The 21,197-nt window shown below is 50.4% G+C and carries 19 protein-coding genes; 12 read left to right on the forward strand and 7 right to left on the reverse strand.

The features are described from left to right. The first annotated feature begins 130 nt into the window (after nt 1-130). Nucleotides 131-526, forward strand: a complete 396-nt coding sequence (locus NNL21_RS10000) for a VOC family protein (RefSeq protein WP_204817152.1) — start codon at nt 131-133, stop codon at nt 524-526. Between the two features lie 144 nt (nt 527-670). Then, entirely contained in the window at nt 671-1,639 is a 969-nt protein-coding gene (locus NNL21_RS10005; protein WP_204817150.1) for a type I phosphomannose isomerase catalytic subunit, read from the forward strand. 172 nt (nt 1,640-1,811) lie between these two features. Here the strand turns inward: NNL21_RS10005 and NNL21_RS10010 are convergent, their stop codons facing one another. The 4 genes from NNL21_RS10010 to NNL21_RS10025 all read right to left on the reverse strand — a co-directional run bounded on the left by NNL21_RS10010 (nt 1,812) and on the right by NNL21_RS10025 (nt 7,166). Next, the gene (locus NNL21_RS10010) at nt 1,812-2,183 is read right to left on the reverse strand and encodes a VOC family protein (protein ID WP_204817148.1); all 372 of its coding nucleotides are present in this window, start codon (nt 2,181-2,183) and stop codon (nt 1,812-1,814) included. Between the two features lie 266 nt (nt 2,184-2,449). Next, on the reverse strand, nt 2,450-3,442 hold the full coding sequence (gene mgrA, locus NNL21_RS10015) for an L-glyceraldehyde 3-phosphate reductase (protein ID WP_204817146.1): 993 nt from the start codon (nt 3,440-3,442) through the stop codon (nt 2,450-2,452). A gap of 219 nt (nt 3,443-3,661) precedes the next feature. Next, a complete protein-coding gene (locus tag NNL21_RS10020; RefSeq protein ID WP_204817144.1) occupies nt 3,662-5,476 on the reverse strand; it encodes a B12-binding domain-containing radical SAM protein in 1,815 nt (604 codons plus the stop codon). A gap of 148 nt (nt 5,477-5,624) precedes the next feature. Beyond that, nucleotides 5,625-7,166 (reverse strand): stalk domain-containing protein, encoded by a 1,542-nt coding sequence (locus NNL21_RS10025; protein ID WP_204817143.1) that lies wholly within the window; start codon nt 7,164-7,166, stop codon nt 5,625-5,627. A gap of 210 nt (nt 7,167-7,376) precedes the next feature. On the opposite strand from NNL21_RS10025, the gene NNL21_RS10030 reads away from it, so the two are divergent. The 7 genes from NNL21_RS10030 to csaA all read left to right on the forward strand — a co-directional run bounded on the left by NNL21_RS10030 (nt 7,377) and on the right by csaA (nt 13,834). Next, entirely contained in the window at nt 7,377-8,462 is a 1,086-nt protein-coding gene (locus tag NNL21_RS10030; RefSeq protein ID WP_204817141.1) for an RluA family pseudouridine synthase, read from the forward strand. A gap of 86 nt (nt 8,463-8,548) precedes the next feature. Then, a complete protein-coding gene (locus tag NNL21_RS10035; RefSeq protein ID WP_204817139.1) occupies nt 8,549-9,781 on the forward strand; it encodes an aminopeptidase in 1,233 nt (410 codons plus the stop codon). A gap of 208 nt (nt 9,782-9,989) precedes the next feature. Further along, a complete protein-coding gene (locus tag NNL21_RS10040; RefSeq protein ID WP_204817928.1) occupies nt 9,990-11,288 on the forward strand; it encodes a TrkH family potassium uptake protein in 1,299 nt (432 codons plus the stop codon). Nucleotides 11,289-11,569: 281 nt separating this feature from the next. Continuing rightward, entirely contained in the window at nt 11,570-12,268 is a 699-nt protein-coding gene (locus NNL21_RS10045; protein WP_204817137.1) for a pirin family protein, read from the forward strand. A gap of 424 nt (nt 12,269-12,692) precedes the next feature. Continuing rightward, on the forward strand, nt 12,693-13,028 hold the full coding sequence (locus NNL21_RS10050) for a hypothetical protein (RefSeq protein ID WP_204817135.1): 336 nt from the start codon (nt 12,693-12,695) through the stop codon (nt 13,026-13,028). 24 nt (nt 13,029-13,052) lie between these two features. After that, nucleotides 13,053-13,505: an NUDIX hydrolase gene (locus NNL21_RS10055; protein WP_204817134.1), complete on the forward strand. Its 453-nt coding sequence runs from the start codon at nt 13,053-13,055 to the stop codon at nt 13,503-13,505. Beyond that, nucleotides 13,505-13,834: a chaperone CsaA gene (gene csaA, locus NNL21_RS10060; RefSeq protein WP_204817132.1), complete on the forward strand. Its 330-nt coding sequence runs from the start codon at nt 13,505-13,507 to the stop codon at nt 13,832-13,834. Before NNL21_RS10055 ends, csaA begins: the two co-directional genes overlap by 1 nt. 122 nt (nt 13,835-13,956) lie before the next feature. On the opposite strand, the gene NNL21_RS10065 is transcribed toward csaA, so the two are convergent. After that, nucleotides 13,957-14,616, reverse strand: a complete 660-nt coding sequence (locus tag NNL21_RS10065; protein ID WP_204817130.1) for an MBL fold metallo-hydrolase — start codon at nt 14,614-14,616, stop codon at nt 13,957-13,959. Between the two features lie 196 nt (nt 14,617-14,812). Between NNL21_RS10065 and NNL21_RS10070 the strand changes: the two genes are divergently transcribed. The 3 genes from NNL21_RS10070 (at nt 14,813) to NNL21_RS10080 (ending at nt 19,242) form a co-directional block, all read left to right on the forward strand. Beyond that, entirely contained in the window at nt 14,813-15,568 is a 756-nt protein-coding gene (locus NNL21_RS10070) for a TspO/MBR family protein (protein WP_204817128.1), read from the forward strand. Between the two features lie 1,408 nt (nt 15,569-16,976). Next, nucleotides 16,977-17,582 (forward strand): DUF2087 domain-containing protein, encoded by a 606-nt coding sequence (locus tag NNL21_RS10075; protein ID WP_204817927.1) that lies wholly within the window; start codon nt 16,977-16,979, stop codon nt 17,580-17,582. 145 nt (nt 17,583-17,727) lie between these two features. Next, on the forward strand, nt 17,728-19,242 hold the full coding sequence (locus NNL21_RS10080; RefSeq protein ID WP_204817125.1) for a M14 family metallopeptidase: 1,515 nt from the start codon (nt 17,728-17,730) through the stop codon (nt 19,240-19,242). Between the two features lie 178 nt (nt 19,243-19,420). Here the strand turns inward: NNL21_RS10080 and NNL21_RS10085 are convergent, their stop codons facing one another. Together NNL21_RS10085 and NNL21_RS10090 are read right to left on the reverse strand one after the other, a co-directional pair. Next, nucleotides 19,421-20,290: a carbohydrate ABC transporter permease gene (locus NNL21_RS10085; protein ID WP_204817122.1), complete on the reverse strand. Its 870-nt coding sequence runs from the start codon at nt 20,288-20,290 to the stop codon at nt 19,421-19,423. A 1-nt stretch (nt 20,291) separates the two neighbouring features. Beyond that, on the reverse strand, nt 20,292-21,176 hold the full coding sequence (locus NNL21_RS10090; protein WP_204817119.1) for a carbohydrate ABC transporter permease: 885 nt from the start codon (nt 21,174-21,176) through the stop codon (nt 20,292-20,294). Nucleotides 21,177-21,197 lie beyond the last annotated feature (21 nt).

The following is a 21,197-nucleotide window of genomic DNA, read 5'->3' on the forward strand; positions in this document are numbered from 1 at the left end:
CATGATTAGCGCTGCAGACTCATAGATAGCGACATAGATACTAGGTTATCTAGACCGTTATTGGCGTGCTCTTGCACGATGTTACGGTTAGATATATATTGGTCTCGATACCCCAAAGGAGGAATTGTTTATGGCAGTCCGCAAACTCGAGCATGTCGGTATTATGGTAAAAAATATCGAGAAGTCCATTGCCTTCTACACTGAGGTCGTCGGCTTGACGCATCTGTACACGATGACGCACACAAACGGCGTAATCCGTCTCGCTTTTATGACAGGTACGGACGGTCAAGAATCGGAGATTGAACTCATCGAAGGCTTTGACGAAGAGCTCGCGGCTGAAGGCATCGTCCATCATTTGGCCTTCACCGTTGACGACGTGGAAGAAGAATTCGCGAGAATCAAGGGGCTGCCGAATGTGGAGCTCAAGGAAACGGAAATCACGACACTGCCGAACGGCGCTCGTTATTTCTTCTTCTACGGTCCTGATGGCGAGTTTCTAGAGATGTTCCAGCCCGCTGCTAAGTAAGAGGAACGTATAGAACCCGTGACCCGGACTTCATTCATCCAAGTTAGGGACGTTGATAAGATCGGCATTCAAAGCCGCAGCTATTGAGCTGTGCGGCAGCAAGAACAATCATAGAGAATCTACATCCGATTGGAGAGAACCACTGTGACACAAGCATATCCACTGCAATTTAAGCCTGAGATGAAAGAACGGATTTGGGGAGGCCGGGCGTTGGAGCAATTTGGCCTTGAGCTGCCGGACGGCGTTATCGGCGAGGGCTGGATGATCGGCGACCACCCCAATGGGACGACGAAAGTGATGAACGGCGAGCTTGCCGGCCTCGGGCTGGATGAAATCCGCGAGAAATACGGCCGCGAGTTTTTCGGTACGAAGGGCTTCTCAGAACGGAACGGCCGCTTTCCGCTGCTGATTAAGCTGCTGGACTGCAATGACGATCTCTCGGTTCAGGTTCATCCAACCGATACGTACGCGGGACTTCCGGAGGGAGAGCTCGGAAAGACCGAAATGTGGTATATTCTCGAAGCAGCGCCGGGAGCAACCATCCTATATGGCCTACAAGAAAATGTTGACCGCGCCGCGCTTGCTTCGGCTATCGAGGAAGGCCGTGTCATGGATTGTCTGCAGGAGGTTCCTGTTGAAGCCGGGGATGCTTTCTACATACCTGCCGGCACTGTGCATGCACTCCGTGCAGGTGTCGTTGTCGCCGAAATCCAGCAGAATTCGGACACCACGTACCGCCTGTACGATTATAACCGTCCTGGCTTGGACGGCAAGCTCCGCGAGCTCCATATCGAGGATTCGCTCAACGTTATCGCTTATGATGGCTCCGGCGCAGCGCGCATGAAAACCGACGCGATCGGCTCCAATGAATGGCTGCAAATTGCGGAATCTCCTTACTTTGTCGTCGAGAAAGGCATCGTAAGCGCACCTTGGCAGCTGACGACAACGAGCGAGAGCTTCGTTATTCTCGTTGTCGCAGGCGGAACGGGTTCGCTGAGCTGGGATGGCGGCAAGCTGAATGTCAAGGCCGGGGAATGCTTCCTGCTTCCGGCAAGTCTGGGCAGCTATGAGCTGGACGGCAGCATGACCGTTCTGCGAAGCGTCACCCCTTAAGGTTCACATTCAATATTCAAATAAGCTCCATCTGATCAACAACAGGCAGCCCGGTACCTCTACCGGGCTGCCTGTTTCGTTGCCATGCATAGGTTACCGCTGCCCATCGATCAGTGAATCTATCCCACCATACACCAAGCCGTCTGGGTGAATCGCTTTGATTACGACATTGTTACTCGCGACAAATCATAATGAGGTTCCCGTCGGGATCCTTCACGACAAACCAATGATTATGCTCGATAGCAGAAACAAGCTCCATGCCGCTCTCCTGTGCAAATACATATGAGGCATCGAGATCTGACGTGAGCAGCATACAGATTGGCGTCGTAATCGGAGGAGCGCCTCCAGGCTCTTCCCCTCCCCACATCGGCATCGTATCCAAGATAAGACCTGTACCCTGCATCGGGAGCGGACAGAGGTGGCCGGCCATGATCTCGCAATCAGCGGGTATGCCGAGCAGCTTGCAATACCAATCGCGTGCCCTCTCGATATCTTTGACGGGAATAAATACACCGCCGACTTTGTTCTTAATCGGACTAAACATAGGATCTCCTCTCGTAACTTGAGAATGATAGGGAACACATCACGATTCATCACGAATATAGGTGCATCTCATCAAGCTCTAGAAAGAATAGCCTGCCACTATTATCCATGTAATCCCATTATAACAAACAAACGTTCGTACTTGAATAGAAAACTAGAAATTTCTGTAACCCTTCTCATTACAAGCTATAGCCGATGAGAGTGAAACAGCAAAAAAAAGCTTCCCCAGCGACGAAAGTCACTTGAGAAGCTTCTAATAATATTCGATTAAGATTTTAAAATGGCTTCAATCCGCGATAATTCATCTTCTGAGAAATCGAGGTTATCCAGTGCGGCCACGCTATCCTCCACTTGGCTGACACGGCTAGCGCCAATTAGTGCCGAGGTAACGCGTCCCCCGCGTAGAACCCATGCCAGCGCCAGCTGAGCCAAGGATTGGCCCCGATCTTCCGCAATGGCGTTCAGCTTGCGAAGCTTGTCCACCACTTCCGGTGTGACAGAGCTCTCCTGCAGGAATCCGGTAGGCTTCGCTGCTCTGGAATCACTCGGAATTCCATTCAAATACTTATCAGACAGCAGACCCTGCGCCAATGGGCTGAATACGATGCTGCCGACGCCGCCTTCATCCAGCACATCCTGAAGGCCGTTCTCGATCCAGCGATTAAGCATGCTGTATGATGGCTGATGGATCAGTATCGGAGTACCAAGATCCTTGGCGATCGTAATAGCTTGCGCAGCTTGCTCCGCGCTGTAATTGGAAATCCCTGCATATAAGGCTTTCCCCGAGCGGACAATTGCGTCCAGCGCGCCCATCGTTTCTTCGAGCGGCGTATCCGGATCCGGACGGTGATGATAGAAAATATCAACGTAATCCAGTCCCATCCGTTTCAAGCTTTGGTCCGCTGAAGAGATCAGGCTTTTGCGTGAGCCCCACTCCCCGTACGGGCCAGGCCACATGTAATAGCCCGCCTTGGTCGAGATAATCATCTCATCCCGGTACGGCTTGAAGTCAGCTGCAAGCACACGGCCGAACATTTCTTCCGCCGAGCCTGCCGGAGGTCCATAGTTGTTCGCCAAATCAAAGTGCGTTATGCCGAGGTCGAATGCCCGATGGAGAATGGCACGGCCGTTCTCATGCGTATCCACACCTCCGAAATTATGCCATAGGCCGAGCGAAATCGCTGGAAGCTTCAGTCCTGATTTTCCGCAGCGATTATACTTCATTGAAGCATAGCGCTCCTTGCTTGCCGCGTATACCATTTGTATCACTCCTTTATATTCGTATATCTATATAGATTGAACGAAAGAAAGGGACAATGAGTGGAGCAGGAAGAATGATTCTGGAGAAGCGTTAGCGGTCGCCTTTGTTCCCGGATATCAACCTATAAATACAATTCAATGAAATCCGGGAACAACAGCGATCGGAAGAACATTCTGCCTGCGCAACGGCTTGTGCAAATCTTTCGTTCGAATAGCCGATTACAACGATACCGCCTTGTCCAGAAGCAGCGTGAACGCCTTCGGAGGCGCACCGTCCTGACGGCCGCCGTTGCCATATACAACGATTAACAATGTTTCGGAAGCTTGAATTTCACCTGTCTTGAGATAGGTCTCCAGATCAAATGGAAGCCGTTCGATGACCGAATGCTTGTGCATCTCCTTCTCGCCAAGAGCCAGTTCTGCAAAGTCGCCGGAAACCTCACCAGGACGATCCGCAAGACGCTGCATCCAACCGTTCAAGACTGCTTTATCCATGACGAAATCCCACCAAACCTTGCGCGGCTTGTATTTATGGTTCAAGAAGTAATCGAGCTTCATCAGGCCGAGTACGACATCTGGCCGCCAAGTAAGCGCGGTGCCGGAAATCCGGGCATCTTCAATCGTTTTCTCCAGGAATGACCAGAGTCTGGAGAACAGATCCTCCAGCTGATGACCGATCTTCTGCCAGCCCTTGCTCTCCCAGAAATCGCCGAAGCGCTGGAAGAAATCGAACGGCGAAGGAAACGCCCGCTCCACGAGATAGAGCAGCACATGATCCATCCGATGCGCATTCCAATACTTCTCCAGCACATCCTCGACGCGTTTAATCCTTACAATATCACCAAACGGAAGCAAATTGTTGCCCAGAATTTCATAAGGCGCCCGGTCCATATAAACATAACCGTGTTTCTCTGCCTCTCGCCGCATTCCCGTGCCGCGCAGCATCTTCAGAAAGCCCAGCTGCATCTCCTCCGGACGGAGAGCGAACACTTCGTTAAAGGTTTTGCTGAACGTGTCGTAATCCTCATGCGGCAAGCCTGCGATCAAATCAAGATGCTGATCGATCTTACCGCTTTGCTTGGCTTTCAGGACGGTCCGCGACAGCTTCTCGAAGTTCTGCCTGCGCTGAACCGCTTCATTCGTCAGATCATTCGTCGATTGCACGCCGATCTCGAATCGGAAGATGCCCGGTGGCGCATGCTCAGCTAAGTAATCCATCACATCCGGGGGCATAATGTCGCCCGTAATTTCGAACTGGAACACGCATCCGCGATGGTTCTCGATCAGAAACCGGAACATCTCGAGCGCATAATCCCGTTTGATGTTGAACGTCCGGTCAACAAACTTGATTAATTTCGCCCCGGAATCGATCAGATACACAATGTCTGCCTTCGTCCGCTCGATATCATAGTAGCGAACGCCGCTCTCAATGCTGGATAAGCAGAACTGGCAGCTGAATGGGCAGCCCCGGCTCGTCTCGAAATAGACGACCCGGTTTGCAAGGCTGGGCACATCCTCGGCGAACCGGTGCGGCGAAGGAAGCTTGGCCAGGTCGAGCTTCGGCCTAGGCGGATTAACGATAACCTCTTCTCTGCCGTCCGCGTGCCGTTTCCGGTAGGTCACACCGAATACCATATGGAACTTCTGCGTGTCCCGAATCTCAGTGAGCAGATGGTGGAAGGTTTCTTCTCCTTCGCCTACGACGATAAAATCGACCTCAGGAAGCCGCTCCATCCAAAAGTTCATATCGTAGCTCACTTCAGGCCCGCCGAGCACGATTCGTACGGTCGGCATGATTTTTCGCAGCATATCGATAACCGTAATCGTCTCCTCAATGTTCCAGATGTAACACGAGAAGCCGACCACGTCCGGATTGCGCGCATACAGATCCGAGACGATGTTCATCACCGGATCTTTAATCGTATATTCCGCAATATCCATGTCGAACTCGTCTCCGCAGTACGCTTTCAGGCAGCGCAGCGCGAGCGAGGTGTGAATGTATTTGGCGTTCAAGGTCGCCAGTACAACTTTCATTTTTGTAGTGTCCCTCATTTATGAACCAAAGTTGTTTCCATTGTACCGAAAATACGGTCAAAAAAGAAGGGCTCCCCTTCTGCAGCGCGAAATCGCTCTGTCAAGGTCAGCCCTTCACTCTTATACGCTATCGATAAGGATGTCAAGATTAAGAACGTACCTGCACATGCATCTTATCCTTCTCCTGCATGTCGATCACCGGATAACGCACACGCCACGTTCCGTTCCCCAGGTTCGTCACTTCACCCTCTTTGAAACCACGAGGCTCGAAGTTGAATACCTGCTCATAATATACAACTAATTGAATCTGGTCCTCAGGAAGCATGCGACGAAGCTCTGCCCCCGCATCGACTGCCCAGTAACGCAGCTCATCGACCGTGGAATGACCGTATAGCATATAGAAGGAAGGATCAATAATGGCTGTAATAAGCAATCCGCTCTTCGCATCGCGCGATACGTTCCAGCGCTCCAGCTTCGTCTCCCCTTCTGAGGTCGGCAGCGTTCCGAATTCGTCCTCCATCAGCTTACGGATTTCATCTGTAGAGGATCCAACCAGCGTATCCGGGAGACGGCTCGGCAGGAATGCCACCTCCCCGACAGGATACTCTATGCTATCAAGCAGTGAAAAGACATTCGACATCGGAATGGCAAAATTCAGATCGGCGGAAGATTTATCTATGCCGGAAGAGGTGATACCCACCAGCTCGCCGTAATCGTTAAACAGCGCACCGCCTGAGCTGCCGTGGTCGATTGGCACACTGATTTGGATCGCATCATAATAAATATTGCTTACAATTCCTTCGGACACGGTATTCTGCACACCGAGCGGGCTGCCGATCGCCACGACATGATCGCCCTTCTGCAGATCGTAGCCGGTTCCAAGCAGAACCGGGTCATATCCGATTTCCTGCTTGGTCTGAATAACGGCAAGGTCGTAATCTTCGTCGTAAGCAACGATGCCTTCCACCTCTAGCGAATCGCCGTCTATGGTGATCACCGTTGCTTCGGATGCATCGGCTATGACATGATAATTGGTCAGAATCTGGTTGCCCCCGATGACAACACCGCTTCCCTGCGCACGTTTCGTATTAATCATAACTACCTTCTCATCATTCAACTGTACGATCTTGCTCGTTGTCAGCTTCGGCTTCGCAGCCTCCAAAGCTTCCTGTGCCTTCCGCCAGGCTTCCTCTCGTGCTGCATAGAGCCTCTCGGCGGAGGTGATTCGAATCACCTTCGTCTTCGAATCCATGGCAACATCGGCGCCTAATGCCTCTGCCACGAAGCGCAGCGGTACGAATGTAGCGCCATTCCGTTGCTGGGCAGGCACGTCCAGCTTCACGGCCTTTCCGTTCTTAATCGCCTGCTTGGTGCCGATCTGCAGGGATATCTTCGTATTGCCTTTGCTTGCAATGATTGTTTTGGTCTCCGGCTCCCAAGCTACATCCGCATTCAATGCGGTGAAGATCGCCCGCATCGGTACCAGTGTTGTCCCATTCGTAACGATCGGTGACGGGGATAAAATTAATTTCGTTCCATCTAAAAATACGGAGATGGTGGAGGATTGCGAGGCTGCGGTACTTACAGGCGCTGCGGCAGCATGACTGGGTGAAAGTCCCGACAGCGGCGCTAGTACAAGTCCGGCAGCGAGCACGGACAGCAGCATGTGTTGCTTCATCTTTAATTTCACTTCTGATTTCCTCCAATTATCTCCTAAAATTCCATGTGGCTATCGTATCACCCCCCCTAGCTTTTTGTCTATGAAAATGATGAAAACAGGCCTCTTCTCATAGGAATAGCGGTAGATTCATAGTCACGGGCGCAACCAATCCCTTCATGGCATTGCAAGGCTGTTCGTGCTATATTGAGGTTAACTTGCAGAGGACGGTGTTATAGCGTAATGACGGATCGACAAAGAGACAAGAAACAAAGCAGGGATAATGGCAGCCGTGGAACGAGGCGTAAAGGTACCGTTCCTCCCCCCGCGGCAAAGCCCGGGCATGCCCCTAGCCGCGCCAAGACGCCCTCAAGCCGCGGTACAGGTAATGGAACAAGTCAGAGAAACGACCGGACCCGTGTCGATCGTGATCGCAGAACGATTCCGGACAAACAATTCACCGTTCAAGAACCGGCCGAGCTGCTGTCGTTCCTACTGCTGAATCTCTCGCATATGGGCCGCAACTCCGTCAAGGCATTGCTTGCCCGCGGACAAGTATCGGTCAATGGACATGCTGCCGTAACGACCTACAACTATCCCTTGCAGCCGGGACAGACAGTCACCATCCGCATGGATAAGACTGATGCCGCTCCACCTATGATCGGTCTTACGATCTTGCATGAAGACGAAGACATTATCGTCATATCGAAGGATGCCGGTTTGTTATCGATCGCTTCATCCCAGGAGCCCGAATTAACCGCCTATCGCCAGCTCACCGACCATGTTCGCAGAGAAAACGCCAAGAACCGTATATTTGTCGTGCACCGCTTGGATCGGGACACTTCGGGAGTCATGATGTTCGCCAAGAGCGAGCAGGTGCAGCAAACGCTGCAGAACGGCTGGAAGGAGCTCGTTAATGAGCGTCTGTACGTTGCCCTTGTCGAGGGATCGATCAAGAAGCCTGAAGGCACCATATCCTCTTGGCTGAAAGAGAGCAAGACGCTGAAGATGTACTCCAGCCCTTATCCTAACGATGGTCTGCATGCCGTAACGCATTATAAAGTGATACAGACCAATCGAAGCTTTTCCTTATTAGAAGTCCAGCTCGAAACCGGTCGGAAAAATCAAATACGCGTACACATGCAGGATATCGGGCATCCCATCGCAGGCGACAAGAAATACGGCTCTACCTCGAAGCCCATCGGCCGCTTGGGGCTGCATGCGCGCGTCTTGTCCTTTACCCACCCCACGACAGGGGACGCGATGCGCTTTGAGACAGACATTCCCAAGTCCTTCCTCACACCTTTTCGCACTGAATCCCCACAATAAAATCGTGCGGGGTGAATTATGAATCCTTCGGCCAAGTGAGGTATACTAGACAAAGTAAGCGACATTCTTGAAGGGAGTTTGATACCATGGCAGCATTGGAACAACAACTAGAGCGTTATGCAGAATTGATCGTTAAAGTCGGTGTTAACGTACAGCAGCATCAAGAAGTGTTTATAACCGCTTCCATTGAGATGGCTTCCCTTGCGCGACTTGTCGCAGGCAAAGCCTACGAAGCCGGCGCGAAGAACGTGCATGTGGATTGGGTCGACGAAGCATTGTCACGTTTGAAATACGAGAAGGCCGAGGATGAAGTGTTTAATGTATTCCCCGAGTGGGAAACCGCCAAACGAAACGATTTTGTCAAGCGCGGCGCGGCATTCATCTCCATCGTTTCGTCCAGTCCCGACCTGCTCAAGGGGATTGATTCCAAGCGGATCGGCAGCTATCAGAAAGCATCCGGCCTTGGACTCCGCGAGTTCCGCCGGGCGATTCAATCGGATAAAGTGAGCTGGACCGTTGTCGCAGCAGCTTCGAAAGCATGGGCGGCGAAAGTATTCCCGGATGCTACGGCAGATGAATCTGTCAGCAAGCTGTGGTCGGCCATCTTCGATTCCGTTCGTCTCCAAGCTCCCGATCCGGTTCAAGCATGGAAGGACCACAATGCGAACCTACATAGCAAAGTCGATATTCTCAATGAGCGGCACTACCGGAAGCTGCACTACCGGGCTCCAGGAACGGATCTGACGATAGAGCTTCACGATAAGCATCTATGGGTAGGCGCGAGCAGCACCAATGTGGACGGCATTCCATTCATGGCTAACATGCCGACTGAAGAAGTATTCACGGTTCCGCTTAAGGAAGGTGTGAAAGGCTATGTGTCCAGCACCAAGCCGCTTAGCTACGGCGGGAATATCATTGATCGGTTTAAAGTCACCTTCGAGAACGGCCGCATCGTGAAGACGGAAGCCGAGGAAGGGCAAGCTATCCTCCAGCAGCTCGTCGATAGCGATGAAGGATCCCACTATTTAGGCGAGATCGCCCTGGTGCCGCACGAATCCCCGATCTCTCAATCGGGCGTGCTGTTCTACAATACATTGTTCGACGAGAATGCCTCGAATCACCTTGCCATCGGCAGCGGATATGCCTTCAATGTAGAAGGCGGCAAATCGATGAGCCCGGAAGAGCTGGAGAAGCATGGGGTTAACAGCAGCATTACGCATGTCGACTTCATGATTGGCTCGGCGGATATGGATATCGACGGCATACGTCCAGACGGTACGGTCGAACCTATATTCCGTAAAGGCAACTGGGCGTTCTAACTGCGTATTAACCGTTCAACAAGTTCATAAGGAAATAATCACAGGACGGGGCGTCTGCTGACAGGCGTCCCGTTTGTTATTTCATTTGGTCATATTTTGTCTAAAGACCGCTCAATCTGGTATCATACATCTAAAAGGCCTTCTGGAGGCGATCTTCTTGCGTTTACCTTCCCGCAAACGGAGGTTAAGTTCTGTACAACTTGTCGTTATGCTCTATATTCTAACAACCTTCCTTGCTGCGGTTCTGCTTCGCCTCCCGATCTTTCATAAGCCAGGGGTCAGCTTGAGCTTCATCGATTCTTTGTTTACGGCAGCCAGCTCGGTGAGCGTGACAGGTCTTAGTGTCGTTACCGTTCATGAGGTGTTCAACAACGGGGGTATCGTTCTGCTTACCGTCTTATTTCAAATCGGCGGTATCGGCATCATGACGCTCAGCACACTATTCTGGCTGCTATTCGGCCAGCGGATCGGACTAGAGCAGCGTATGGTCATTGCGACAGATCACAATCGTCCGGGACTTTCCGGTCTCGTTCAATTAATGCGAAGCATTCTGATGATCGCTCTCATTATTGAATTGATTGGAACCGTTCTGCTTGGTACCTATACATGGTTAGCCGGTTATCACGATCACTGGTACACCGCCTATTTCAACAGCTTCTTCACATCTGTCAGCGCGTTCACCAATGCAGGCTTCTTCCTGCAGAGCGATTCCATGATCAGCTATGCCAATGATTACATCTATCAGGTGATCGTGATGTTTCTCATTATTAGCGGTGCAATCGGATTCCCGGTTCTGCTTGAGCTGAAGCGCCGGCTGGTGAACCGGAAGCAGCGGCAGCATTTCTCGCTCTTTACGAAAATAACGACGCTCACCTTCGCTGTATTGATCGTTGTCGGGGCGCTCTTGTTCTATGTATTCGAGCAGGGACGGTTTCTGCAGGATAAATCCTGGCATGAATCCTTCTTCTACGCTCTGTTCCATTCCGTTTCATCCCGCAGCGGCGGGTTGTCGACGATGGACATTTCGCTCCTCTCGACATCGACGATGATGATGCTGTCCGGACTGATGTTTATCGGGGCATCGCCAAGCAGCGTCGGCGGCGGTATCCGCACCACCACTTTCTTCGTGTTAGTGGCGGCGGTATTCGCCTATATGAGGGGCTATAAGGAGGTTAAAGTATTCGGCAGGGAGCTGGAGGAGGATGACATTAAACGTGCCTTCATCGTTTTCTTCGCGGCCATTGGCCTCATCTTTACATCCGTCCTTCTTCTTACGGCCTTTGAAGACATTCCATTCGAACGGTTATTGTTCGAGGTTTGCTCCGCATTCGGAACGACCGGCCTCTCCGCAGGTATAACCGAAACGCTAGGTACCGCAAGCAAGATCGTACTCATTATCACGATGATTATCGGCCGGATCGGACTCGTCAACCTCCTTCTCCTGAAGAAGGACGATCAGCCGGTGCGGATCCGCTATCCCAAGGAGCATGTCATCGTCGGTCAATAACGGCTGCGTCCGCTGTTGATACGTACTACCGAAAGGTTGAACTCTTTCCCGAAAGAACAAAGGCGCACCCCGCAATTCAACGGGATGCGCCTTTGTGCATTGCAGGGCTTCTTTCCTATTGCCCGGGAAATTATGACACGTTCCGAACATCCTATACTGCTGCAGCGAAGCTATTGTTTAAAAACCAATCGTCAGACTAGCCTCCATACTCATTGTCCCAATTTTGCAACCCAACAGCTAGTCATGATATCGTAATAAGTAAATGAAGGGAGCGATAGCTCATGATAAAGATTTATCCGGATTCATCCCGTTTTGCGGGGGACAGAGGATGGCTGCGCAGCCGGTTCAGCTTTTCATTCGGCGATTATTACGATGAAACCAACACCGAATTCGGTGCATTACGCGTTTTTAACGATGATATTATACAAGGGGGCCATGGCTTTGGCGCTCATCCGCATCGCGAGATGGAGATCGTATCCGTCGTACTCAAGGGACAACTGAAGCATGAAGACAATACAGGCCATACGGCCGTTACAGGCTTCGGAGGCGTACAGCGAATGTCGGCAGGTACGGGAATCATCCACTCGGAGGTTAATCCATCGGACGAGGAATGCCGCCTGCTGCAAATATGGTTCACGCCGGGAGAGAGCAAGCTTCCTCCTTCCTACGAAACAACTTCTTATGACCCAGCCGCTATGAAGAACGCGCTGCTGCCTATCGTTTCGCACCAATCCAGCATACATGTCGCGCATATCCACCAAGATTTGACGATGTATTTATCGCAGCTGGACCCCGGACAATCCTTGCGATTCCAGCAGCCGGAAGGCCGTAGAATCTATCTCTTCGTGATCGAAGGCGGACTGTTGCTGGAGGGCTCTATACAGCTTGAAGAACAGGATTCCGCTCGAATTACCGAGCAGCCAGAGCTAACGATGGAGTCCGAATCAGGCGCAATGTTCATGCTGATTGATTTGCCATAGCTCCACAAAACTTTAAGCCTATGCTTCCGAAGCGAGTTTTGTTACGAAGATTATCCAGAGAAGTCTTGCTCCACAAAACTTTAGCTATGCTTCCGAAGCGAAGTTTTGTTACGAAGATTATCCAGAAGTCTTGCTCCACAAAACTTTAAGCCTATGCTTCCGAAGCGAGTTTTGTTACGAAGATTATCCAGAAGTCTTGCTCCACAAAACTTTAAGCCTATGCTTCCGAAGCGAGTTTTGTTACGAAGATTATCCAGAAGTCTTGCTCCACAAAACTTTAAGCCTATGCTTCCGAAGCGAGTTTTGTTACGAAGATTATCCAGAAGTCTTGCTCCACAAAACTTTAAGCCTATGCTTCCGAAGCGAGTTTTGTTACGAAGATTATCCAGAAGTCTTGCTCCACAAAACTTTAAGGAGGTCCATTATGCCCGAACAGGTGAATAAAAGACTGCTGATTAAACAAGTCATCGGGAGACTTTTGCTGGATACTTCCGTCACTGGTTGTCCGTTCACACTCGAACCAACCGGTGAGCATTGGACCGTGACGGTTCAGAATGTCCCGCTGCCTATCGGCGCAGAGGTGAAGCGCCTCGCAAACGATCTCAATCTCTTTTACTTTGAGGAGCTGCCCGGCTCCACTGCGCCGCGGAAGTGGTGGTTATACGACCGCCATCAGCCAGCGGTTGAATGGGATGAAGCTCGGCATAGTCTCAAGCTCACACTGGACTCGCGGGTATCCTATACGAACGAGAACGTTTGATTCTTGCCAAGAGGAGGCGATGCTGTGTTTATCGTGAATGTCGAGGTGGCTCTATACCGGGAGCGTAAATGGTTAATTATCGAGCGTAATGATCCAGACACGCATGCTAACGGAGCACTTGCCTTTGTTGGCGGGAAGGTCAAGCTGGCGCATCATGACGCTGATATATTAGAAAGAACGGCAAGACGCGAGGTTATGGAAGAGGTGGGGCTGGAGGTTAGCGGCCCCTTTCATTATGTACATAGCACTTTATCTGCTATGGATTCCGGAGAACCGGTTATAAACATCTTATTTCTGTGCGAAGCCGGGGAAGGAAAACCGTATCTAGCAAGTCCGGAAGAAATCGCAAACTTAAGCTGGATGACAACGGAGGAAGCATTATCCCATCCAAGGACTCCTGCTTATACCAAAGAAAACGTGAGACGCGCAGAGCGTCTTCGCCGTTCTATGAATCATGCTCAGGAGGTTTCTTACTAATGGCCGAAATTGAAGATTTATTCAAGCTGGATATTCGAATCGGGACGATTATCGGCGCTGAGCCATTCCCAGAAGCTCGTACTCCGGCTATTAAGCTGCAGATCGATTTTGGGGAGCTTGGCATCAAGCCGTCCAGTGCCCAGATTACACAACGCTATTCGCCTGATTTGCTGATTGGCCGTCAAGTAGCGGCCGTCGTTAATTTCCCCCCGCGCCGGGTTGCCGGTTTCAAGTCCGAGGTTCTCGTGCTGGGAGGCGTTCCTGTTGAAGGCGACGTCGTACTGCTTCGCCCGGACGAATCTGTCCCGAATGGCACTCCAATAGCGTAATAAGTCTTAGCTCAAGAGCAGGCAGACCCCTTCGTCCGCCTGCTCTTATTATGAAGGCCCATCTTTCCTGCAGCCAAATCTTGATACGAGTCCCCGCTCCGCCGGCCATTCATCCAAAACGCTCATTGCTGCAAATAAACCTTCATTTGCTCCGCAGGAGCAAGCACCGGCCCGCCATGGCAGACCTCAAGCCGCTTGGGCCGCAGCTCGCTTACGATCCTGCTGCTCCGCATCGCTTCATCCATATCCGCCGTGAACATCGCCATGGGCTTGCGAAGCTTTCCTCTCTTCGAGGTAAACAAGTCTCCCGCCAGCAGCACACCATCTTGCTCGTGGTAATACACTACATGTCCGGGCGAATGCCCCGGGGTAAAATGCGGCTTCAAGCTGCCCACTCCCGCGAGTTGTCCCTCCTGCATTTCTTGAAGCGCCTTCGCAACTCCTTTCCTCACGGATTGTGCGGCTTTCTTACGGCGTGGATAGGCAGCATCTCCCTCCATATAAGGCATCTCAATATGATGCACATAGATCGGAACAGACCTCTCCTTCAAAATACGTTCCACTGCGCCTACATGATCGGAATGCCCATGTGTCAGCAAAATGGCTTTAAGCGGTCCTGCATTCAGCCTGTCAATGAATGATAAGATTCCTTTGGCCATGCCGGGAATGCCAGCATCGATCAGGACGACACCATCCTCCTCTTTGACAACCCACACGGTGACAGGGATAAGCATCCACGTTCGTAGGCTCCATACATGCTTCGATATTTGTTCGATCTTCATCTGATTTCCTCCGTTTCATTTTCAATAACCATTGGTTACTAACCGATGGTTATAATATATCGTGCCTTCTTTCAGCTGTCAATCCTTTTTCCTTCGTACAAGTTCGTTTAATCAACAAACGTAATGGTGAATATATACCATCATAGAGGTCCGTTACCTATCTCAACGATTGAATGCCAAGAAGGAGGGAATCTACATGTATACCCGAAACGTATATCGCCTGTGGAACATCTTCGGAATACTTGCCGTCATCGTCATTAACGCCTTAGCCAATCTACTGTCGATTAACGGAAAAACAACCGGTGAGTTATCCGCTAAATACCCCGTTCTCATTACGCCAGCCGGATACGCATTCTCCATTTGGACGCTCATCTATGTGCTGTTGATCGGATTTGCTATTTATCAAGCTAGAAGAAGAGCAATGGATCGAACAACGGTTAAGAGTATCGGACCCTGGTTCCTATTCAGCTGCGTGTTGAATATGGCCTGGATCATCGTCTGGCATTATGAATATGTGACGAGCAGTGTTTTTGTCATGCTCGCTCTTCTTATTACATTAATCGTCATCTACTCACGCGTTCAATCCGCCACCTCTGCCCCGACGACAGGGGAGCGAATTCTGGTGCAGCTGCCTTTCAGCATCTATCTTGGGTGGATTAGCATCGCTACGATTGTCAACGTTACCGTGGCTCTCTATAAATTAGGCTGGGAAGGATTTGGATTATCCGCTTCTGCATGGACCGTCATTCTTCTCGCTCTTGCGACACTTCTCGCACTGGTGATCGGAGGAATCTATGGCGATCCGTTCTACGTACTCGTGTTGGTATGGGCATTCATCGCCATTGCAGTTAAGCAGCAGGAGAACAACACGGTCGCCGCTGCTGCTAGCATCGCCGCCGGCCTGCTTGCGGTTTACGCCATCTGGATCGCAATCCGTAAGTTCCGGAGATAGATAGTTAATCTGGTTGTTCTATAAAGAGGCTTAGCCCTGCTGCGGCGGGGTTAAGCCTCTTTCACTATGGTGTATGCCATATTTATCCACCAAGCAATATGGAGGAATTGTAAAGAAAACTAAGGAAATAACAGCATATAGGCAGTTAACTTGTACCAATCACTGTTTTTGCAATTTTCTGAATATTTACATAATTGTGCATCCCCCTTACAATAAAGACATATCATTCAACTTCAGTTTCGCAGATGAGCTGGAGAGGGATGATGCACTACACCGAAAGGGGATAGTCCAATGAAGCAGGTTAGCGAAACATGTCTCTGAACTGCAACCGTTAGATCCGAGATTTATCGGAGCTCGGTTGACAGTAAACTGCAACCGTTAGATCCGAGATTTATCGGAGCTCGGTTGACAGTAAACTGCAACCGTTAGATCCGAGATTTATCGGAGCTCGGTTGACAGTAAACTGCAACCGTTAGATCCGAGATTTATCGGAGCCCGGTTGACAGTAAACTGCAACCGTTAGGTCCGAAGTTAATCGGAACTCGGTTGGTAGTAACTGCAACCGTTAGGGCCGTAATTAATCGGAACTCGGTTGGCAGTAACTGCAATCGATAGGTCCAGAGTTTACACGGACTCGGTTGACAGCAAAGGAAAGAATTTGGAAAGGAGTAAGCAATGTGCTTGCTTGAGACATGTGGGAACCCAAGAACTAGGATGAAACTTTTCGAAGTGATGATGACCGGTTATTATTAGGCAACGCGAGTTGTGTTGAACGGAGTGTGTCAGTAACAATTGAATAGTATGGATTGGATGAAATAGGGATTTCGGTTGTCATTGGACAAGCGAAATCCCTATTATCGTTGGTCTGTAATTTCCAGCAAGCATTGCAAGCCCAAGTTAGCTTTACATAAAAAACAGACGCTCTCTATACAAAGACGGCCTGTTTCGACACGCATGCACATAAGTCTATGGAGTCCTGAAGCTCATTTACCCATTTTGCCCCAATCACACAAGAACCGATATCGATGTCGTTCAGCGGATGCTTCCAAAGCGATCGCAGCAGTGAGACAGGAATTGCAGCAATATGGCCGCCGGCAATAGCTGCCTGCACCACATGGCCTACGTTACGAATGATGGCAACGATAATCTCTGTAATTATCGATGACCGTGCGCAGCTCAATCAGCCTCATGCCGTCTACTGCGCTATCATCAAGTCTTCCGACGAACAGCACTCCTCATGATTGGTCATCGCTTGACCTCTCCTTTTAGTTTACTCCTTTTTCTAACCATCTCATAACGAAAATAATACTTTACCCCGGACGAAAGTGGATTGACTTCCGATCTTTAATTAGATTAATATCTAATTAGATAATTATCTAAATAAAGAAGGTTGTGATCCATAATCATGATGCAGCTGGATAAAATCGTCGGCTACCACAAAGCACTTGCAGATCCGACACGTGTTCGAATATTAATCTTATTGGCGGATGGGGAGCTGACAGGCCAGGCACTCGCAGAGAAGCTCTGTCTCTCGCCTGCAACGGTCACTCATCATGCTGCGAAGCTGCGCGCTGTCAGCCTCATTAATGAACGGCGGGACAAGAACGCGATTTTCTTTTCATTAAATATGTATTTTTTGAAGCAGTATGCGGGTGCCATGCAGCGATTGTTTGACCGCCCAACTGATGAATTAAAGGAGAACGAGCCGATGGATGAGAAGAATGAACGATTGAAGCAGTCCGTCCTAAGAAACTTTATAACCTCCGAAGGCAGGCTCAAGCATATCCCCGCTCAGCTGAAGAAGAAGCGCATTGTACTGGAGTATCTGGCCGAGCAGCTAGAGCCCGGAAGATCTTACAAGGAAAAAGAAATAAACGAGTTTATTCAGCAGTTTCATCCCGATTTCGCCACAATTCGAAGAGAGTTTATTATGCACGCTTATCTATTTCGTGAGCAGGAGATCTACGAACGAAACCCTCGGGATATGTGGGAGAAATGGGAAACATTAACGTGACCATAGTCTTCTATTATTCGAAAGCAAGGTTCTTTCGATATAATTAGGACAACGAAACGGATCGTATTGGAAGGATTTAGGCCTATAATGTCGAATTAAGTCATCCTCACCCAAAATTCGACATTATAGGAGCGACTTAAGTCTTATGCAGCCTTACACACAGCAACATACCCGTCATCCATTCCGCTGGATAGCCTTGCTTTGCGCAATTACCCTTCTCTGCATCGCTGTACCGAGTACACCACCTGCCCATGGTGCTTCATCGACCATTGTCAAACCGCAGCAAATCTATACCTATGACCGTATGAGCGCCGATCTGCAGCTGCTTGCAGCCCGTTATCCCGAACTCATTCATATTGGTTCCGCCGGCGAGAGTGAATACGGCCGCGAGCTGTGGACCGCCGAAATTGGCAAAGGCCCCGCCGTCATTCTGCTGCTCGGCTCCCATCATGCCCGGGAATGGATTACGACCGTCACCATGATGACGCTGATGGAACAGATGGCCGTTCAATATGATAACAATGCCGCCACCCCAGACGGGTATAATGCCCGCGATCTATTGGACAGAGTTACGTTCAAGTTGGTGCCGATGGTCAATCCGGACGGCGTAACCCTGCAGCAATTGGGCTTGTCGGCCTTCCCTGCCTCCGATCACGCATCACTCCTGCGCATGAACGGAGGAAGCACGAATTTCAAACGATGGAAAGCCAATGCGAAGGGAATTGACCTGAATCGCCAATATCCAGCCAATTGGGCCAACATTCGCAACCCTTCACCCGGTCCTCATTATATGAATTACAAGGGTAAGCAGCCTCTGCAGGCAAAGGAAGCCAAAGCGATGTATGAGCTTGCCCGCTCCATCCAACCGGAAATTGCGGTTGCCTATCATAGCTCAGGCGAGATTCTATACTGGAATTTCAAGACCAAGCCAGCTAACCTTGCACGGGATCATCAATTCGCATCCTCTTATGCGAAGCTTACCGGCTACCATCTGGTCCAGCCGACGCCAAATCCGTCCGGAGGCGGATTCACCGACTGGTTCATCCAGGATTTCGGCCGTCCCGGGCTAACGCCGGAGCTTGGCCGGTCGGCTGGGGAAACACATGTCCCCCTATCGGAATGGCCCCGAATTTGGGGACAGCACAAGCACACGGGCTGGTTGCTCGCCCAAATCGGTTACGACCTGTGGCTGCAGCGTCAGCAGGCGGCTTCTCTCACCTCCAATATCCGGTTGACGACAGCCGAAACCAGCTATTTGTTTCCGGATTTAAAGTCGAAGCAAGCCGGTCGTCTTGCTCCCGGGCGTTACACAACAATTCACTTGAAAGGCGATTGGTTGGAAGTACGGACCGCAGACGGCTCTAGCTGGATCTCATCGCGAGCCGTATTGAGCGGCCCTTATGAGAAGACGGAGAACATGACTGTAACAATCGGTCCTGATACCCCTCTGCATGATTCGCCGCTCGTTGCGGCTCCATCGAGCATTCAGTTGACCAAGCAGACAGTAATTGTACGCGAGAGATGGAAGGGCTGGCTGTTCATTGAGACGACCAGCGGCATGCGCTGGTTGAAAGAGTCGGACCTGCCCGAGCAAAAGCCGGGTGCGGAAGCTCCGAACGGAAACGTTGACGAAGTGCCTGCCGAGTCAAAATCAAAGTAAACTCCTGCTAGCCAAGATTGGCTCTATCACCGCCATTCATACAATAAGCCCCAATGAGAATCAGCTAATGCTGCTCCTCATTGGGGCTTTCGTCTATGAGCTCATATGTGAAGAACATCGAGTGAAACAGGATGAAAGATTCTGAAGAACACAGCAGTACGAGCTCCAATCATACGGATTAACCTTTCACGCCGCCAAGCATCATACCTTGTGTCAGCTTCTTCTGGAGAAGTGCGTATACAACGATGGTCGGCACGAGAACGATAACCAACCCGGCGAACAGGGAGCCCCAATCCGTGGCATATTGCTGAATCGACATCAGATTGGACAAGCCGATCGGGATCGTTTTCTTCGCGTCGCTCGTAATGAAGGTCATCGCCAGCACATATTCATTCCAGAAATCAAAGAAGCTGAATACGATCAAGGTGATAATCCCTGGACGGGCCATCGGCGTAATGATCCGGAAGAGCGTGCCGAAATAGCCGCAGCCATCGATCATGGCCGCTTCCTCATAGTCGTGAGGAATGGACTTCATGAAGCCTGTCAGCAGAAAGACTGAGAATGGCAGACTTCCTGTCGCATATACGGCGCTAAGCCAGAAACGATTGTCGAGCATATTCATGTCGTTCATCATAATGAACAGAGGAACGATGATATACACGCCGCCAATGAATAAACCGGCCATATAGAAATTGGTCAGAAAAGACCGCCCGCGGAATTTCATCCGACCGAGCACGTAAGCGGTGGGAACAGCCGTTAATAGCAATAACGCCATCGACATGACGACAACGAGAACCGAGTTGATCATGTAGTCGCCGATTTTGGCTGTCGTGAACGCTCGCACGTAGTTATCGAAATTCAAGACGGAAGGAAGCGACCACGGGCTTTCCATGACCTCTGCGTTCGATTTGAACGAAGCTAGTATGTTCCATAATAATGGGTATACGACGATTAACGTCTGAACGATTAGGAAGACGCGCAGCACAAGCTTGCCGATAACCGCAGGCGCTTTCCTTCTTGTTTGGATTGCCGTGGGGTTAGCGGACATATCAGTGCGACCCCCTTTCCGTTAATTTGTTGCTGATCAAGGCGAGCAGAAGCGATACGATGAATATAAACACGCCGATAGCCATCGCATAGCCGAAATTCGAATTCGTGAAAGCTTGACTGTACAGATAAGTCATCACAACTTCCGAATGTCGATCCGGTCCGCCGCCGGTCATGATGGACACGATGACGAAGCTGATCGTCAGCACGCCGTTGATGCTGAAAATAATCGTCACCCGAATAATTTCCCAGAGCATCGGAATCGTAATATGGAAAAATTGCTGAATGCGCGTCGCGCCATCCAGGCCTGCCGCTTCATACAAATCGGGCGAGATGCCGTCAATCCCTGCCATGTACATGACCATGTAATAGCCTGTTGCCTGCCAGATCAGTGTAATCGCCAATGCCCACAGCACGGTGCGCTGATCGCCAAGCCACGATAATGCCCAATCGCCCAAGCCCAGCAGCTCGAGACCGGAATTAACGAATCCCATCGTAGGATGATAGATGAACGACCACAGGATGGCAATGACAACGAAGGATAGAATGCTCGGGAAGAAAAAGACGGTCCGGTAAATGCCGCGTTCCTTCAGCTTCGTTTGCGTCAATAAGGAAGCATTGATGAGCGCGATCAAAAGAGAAAGAACGGGAACAATAAGCATGAGGAATCCGGTGTTGCGCAGTGCGAGCAGAAACGCTTCGTCATTAAACATATCTACGAAATTCTTCAATCCAATAAATTTGGGTGTGTCGCCGACTCCGGTCCATAAATACAAGGATTTCTGAAAGATTTGGATCGTCGGATATACTTTGAACAGGATAAATAATGCGAGCCCGGGAAGCAGGCAGGCCGCAATGAAGAATCCCCGTCTAGTTTTCATATTCATAGGTTAGTTCCTTCCTTTCGC

The sequence above is a fragment of the Paenibacillus mendelii genome, from assembly GCF_024498075.1.
GTDB classification, from domain to species: Bacteria; Bacillota; Bacilli; order Paenibacillales; family Paenibacillaceae; genus Paenibacillus_Z; species Paenibacillus_Z mendelii.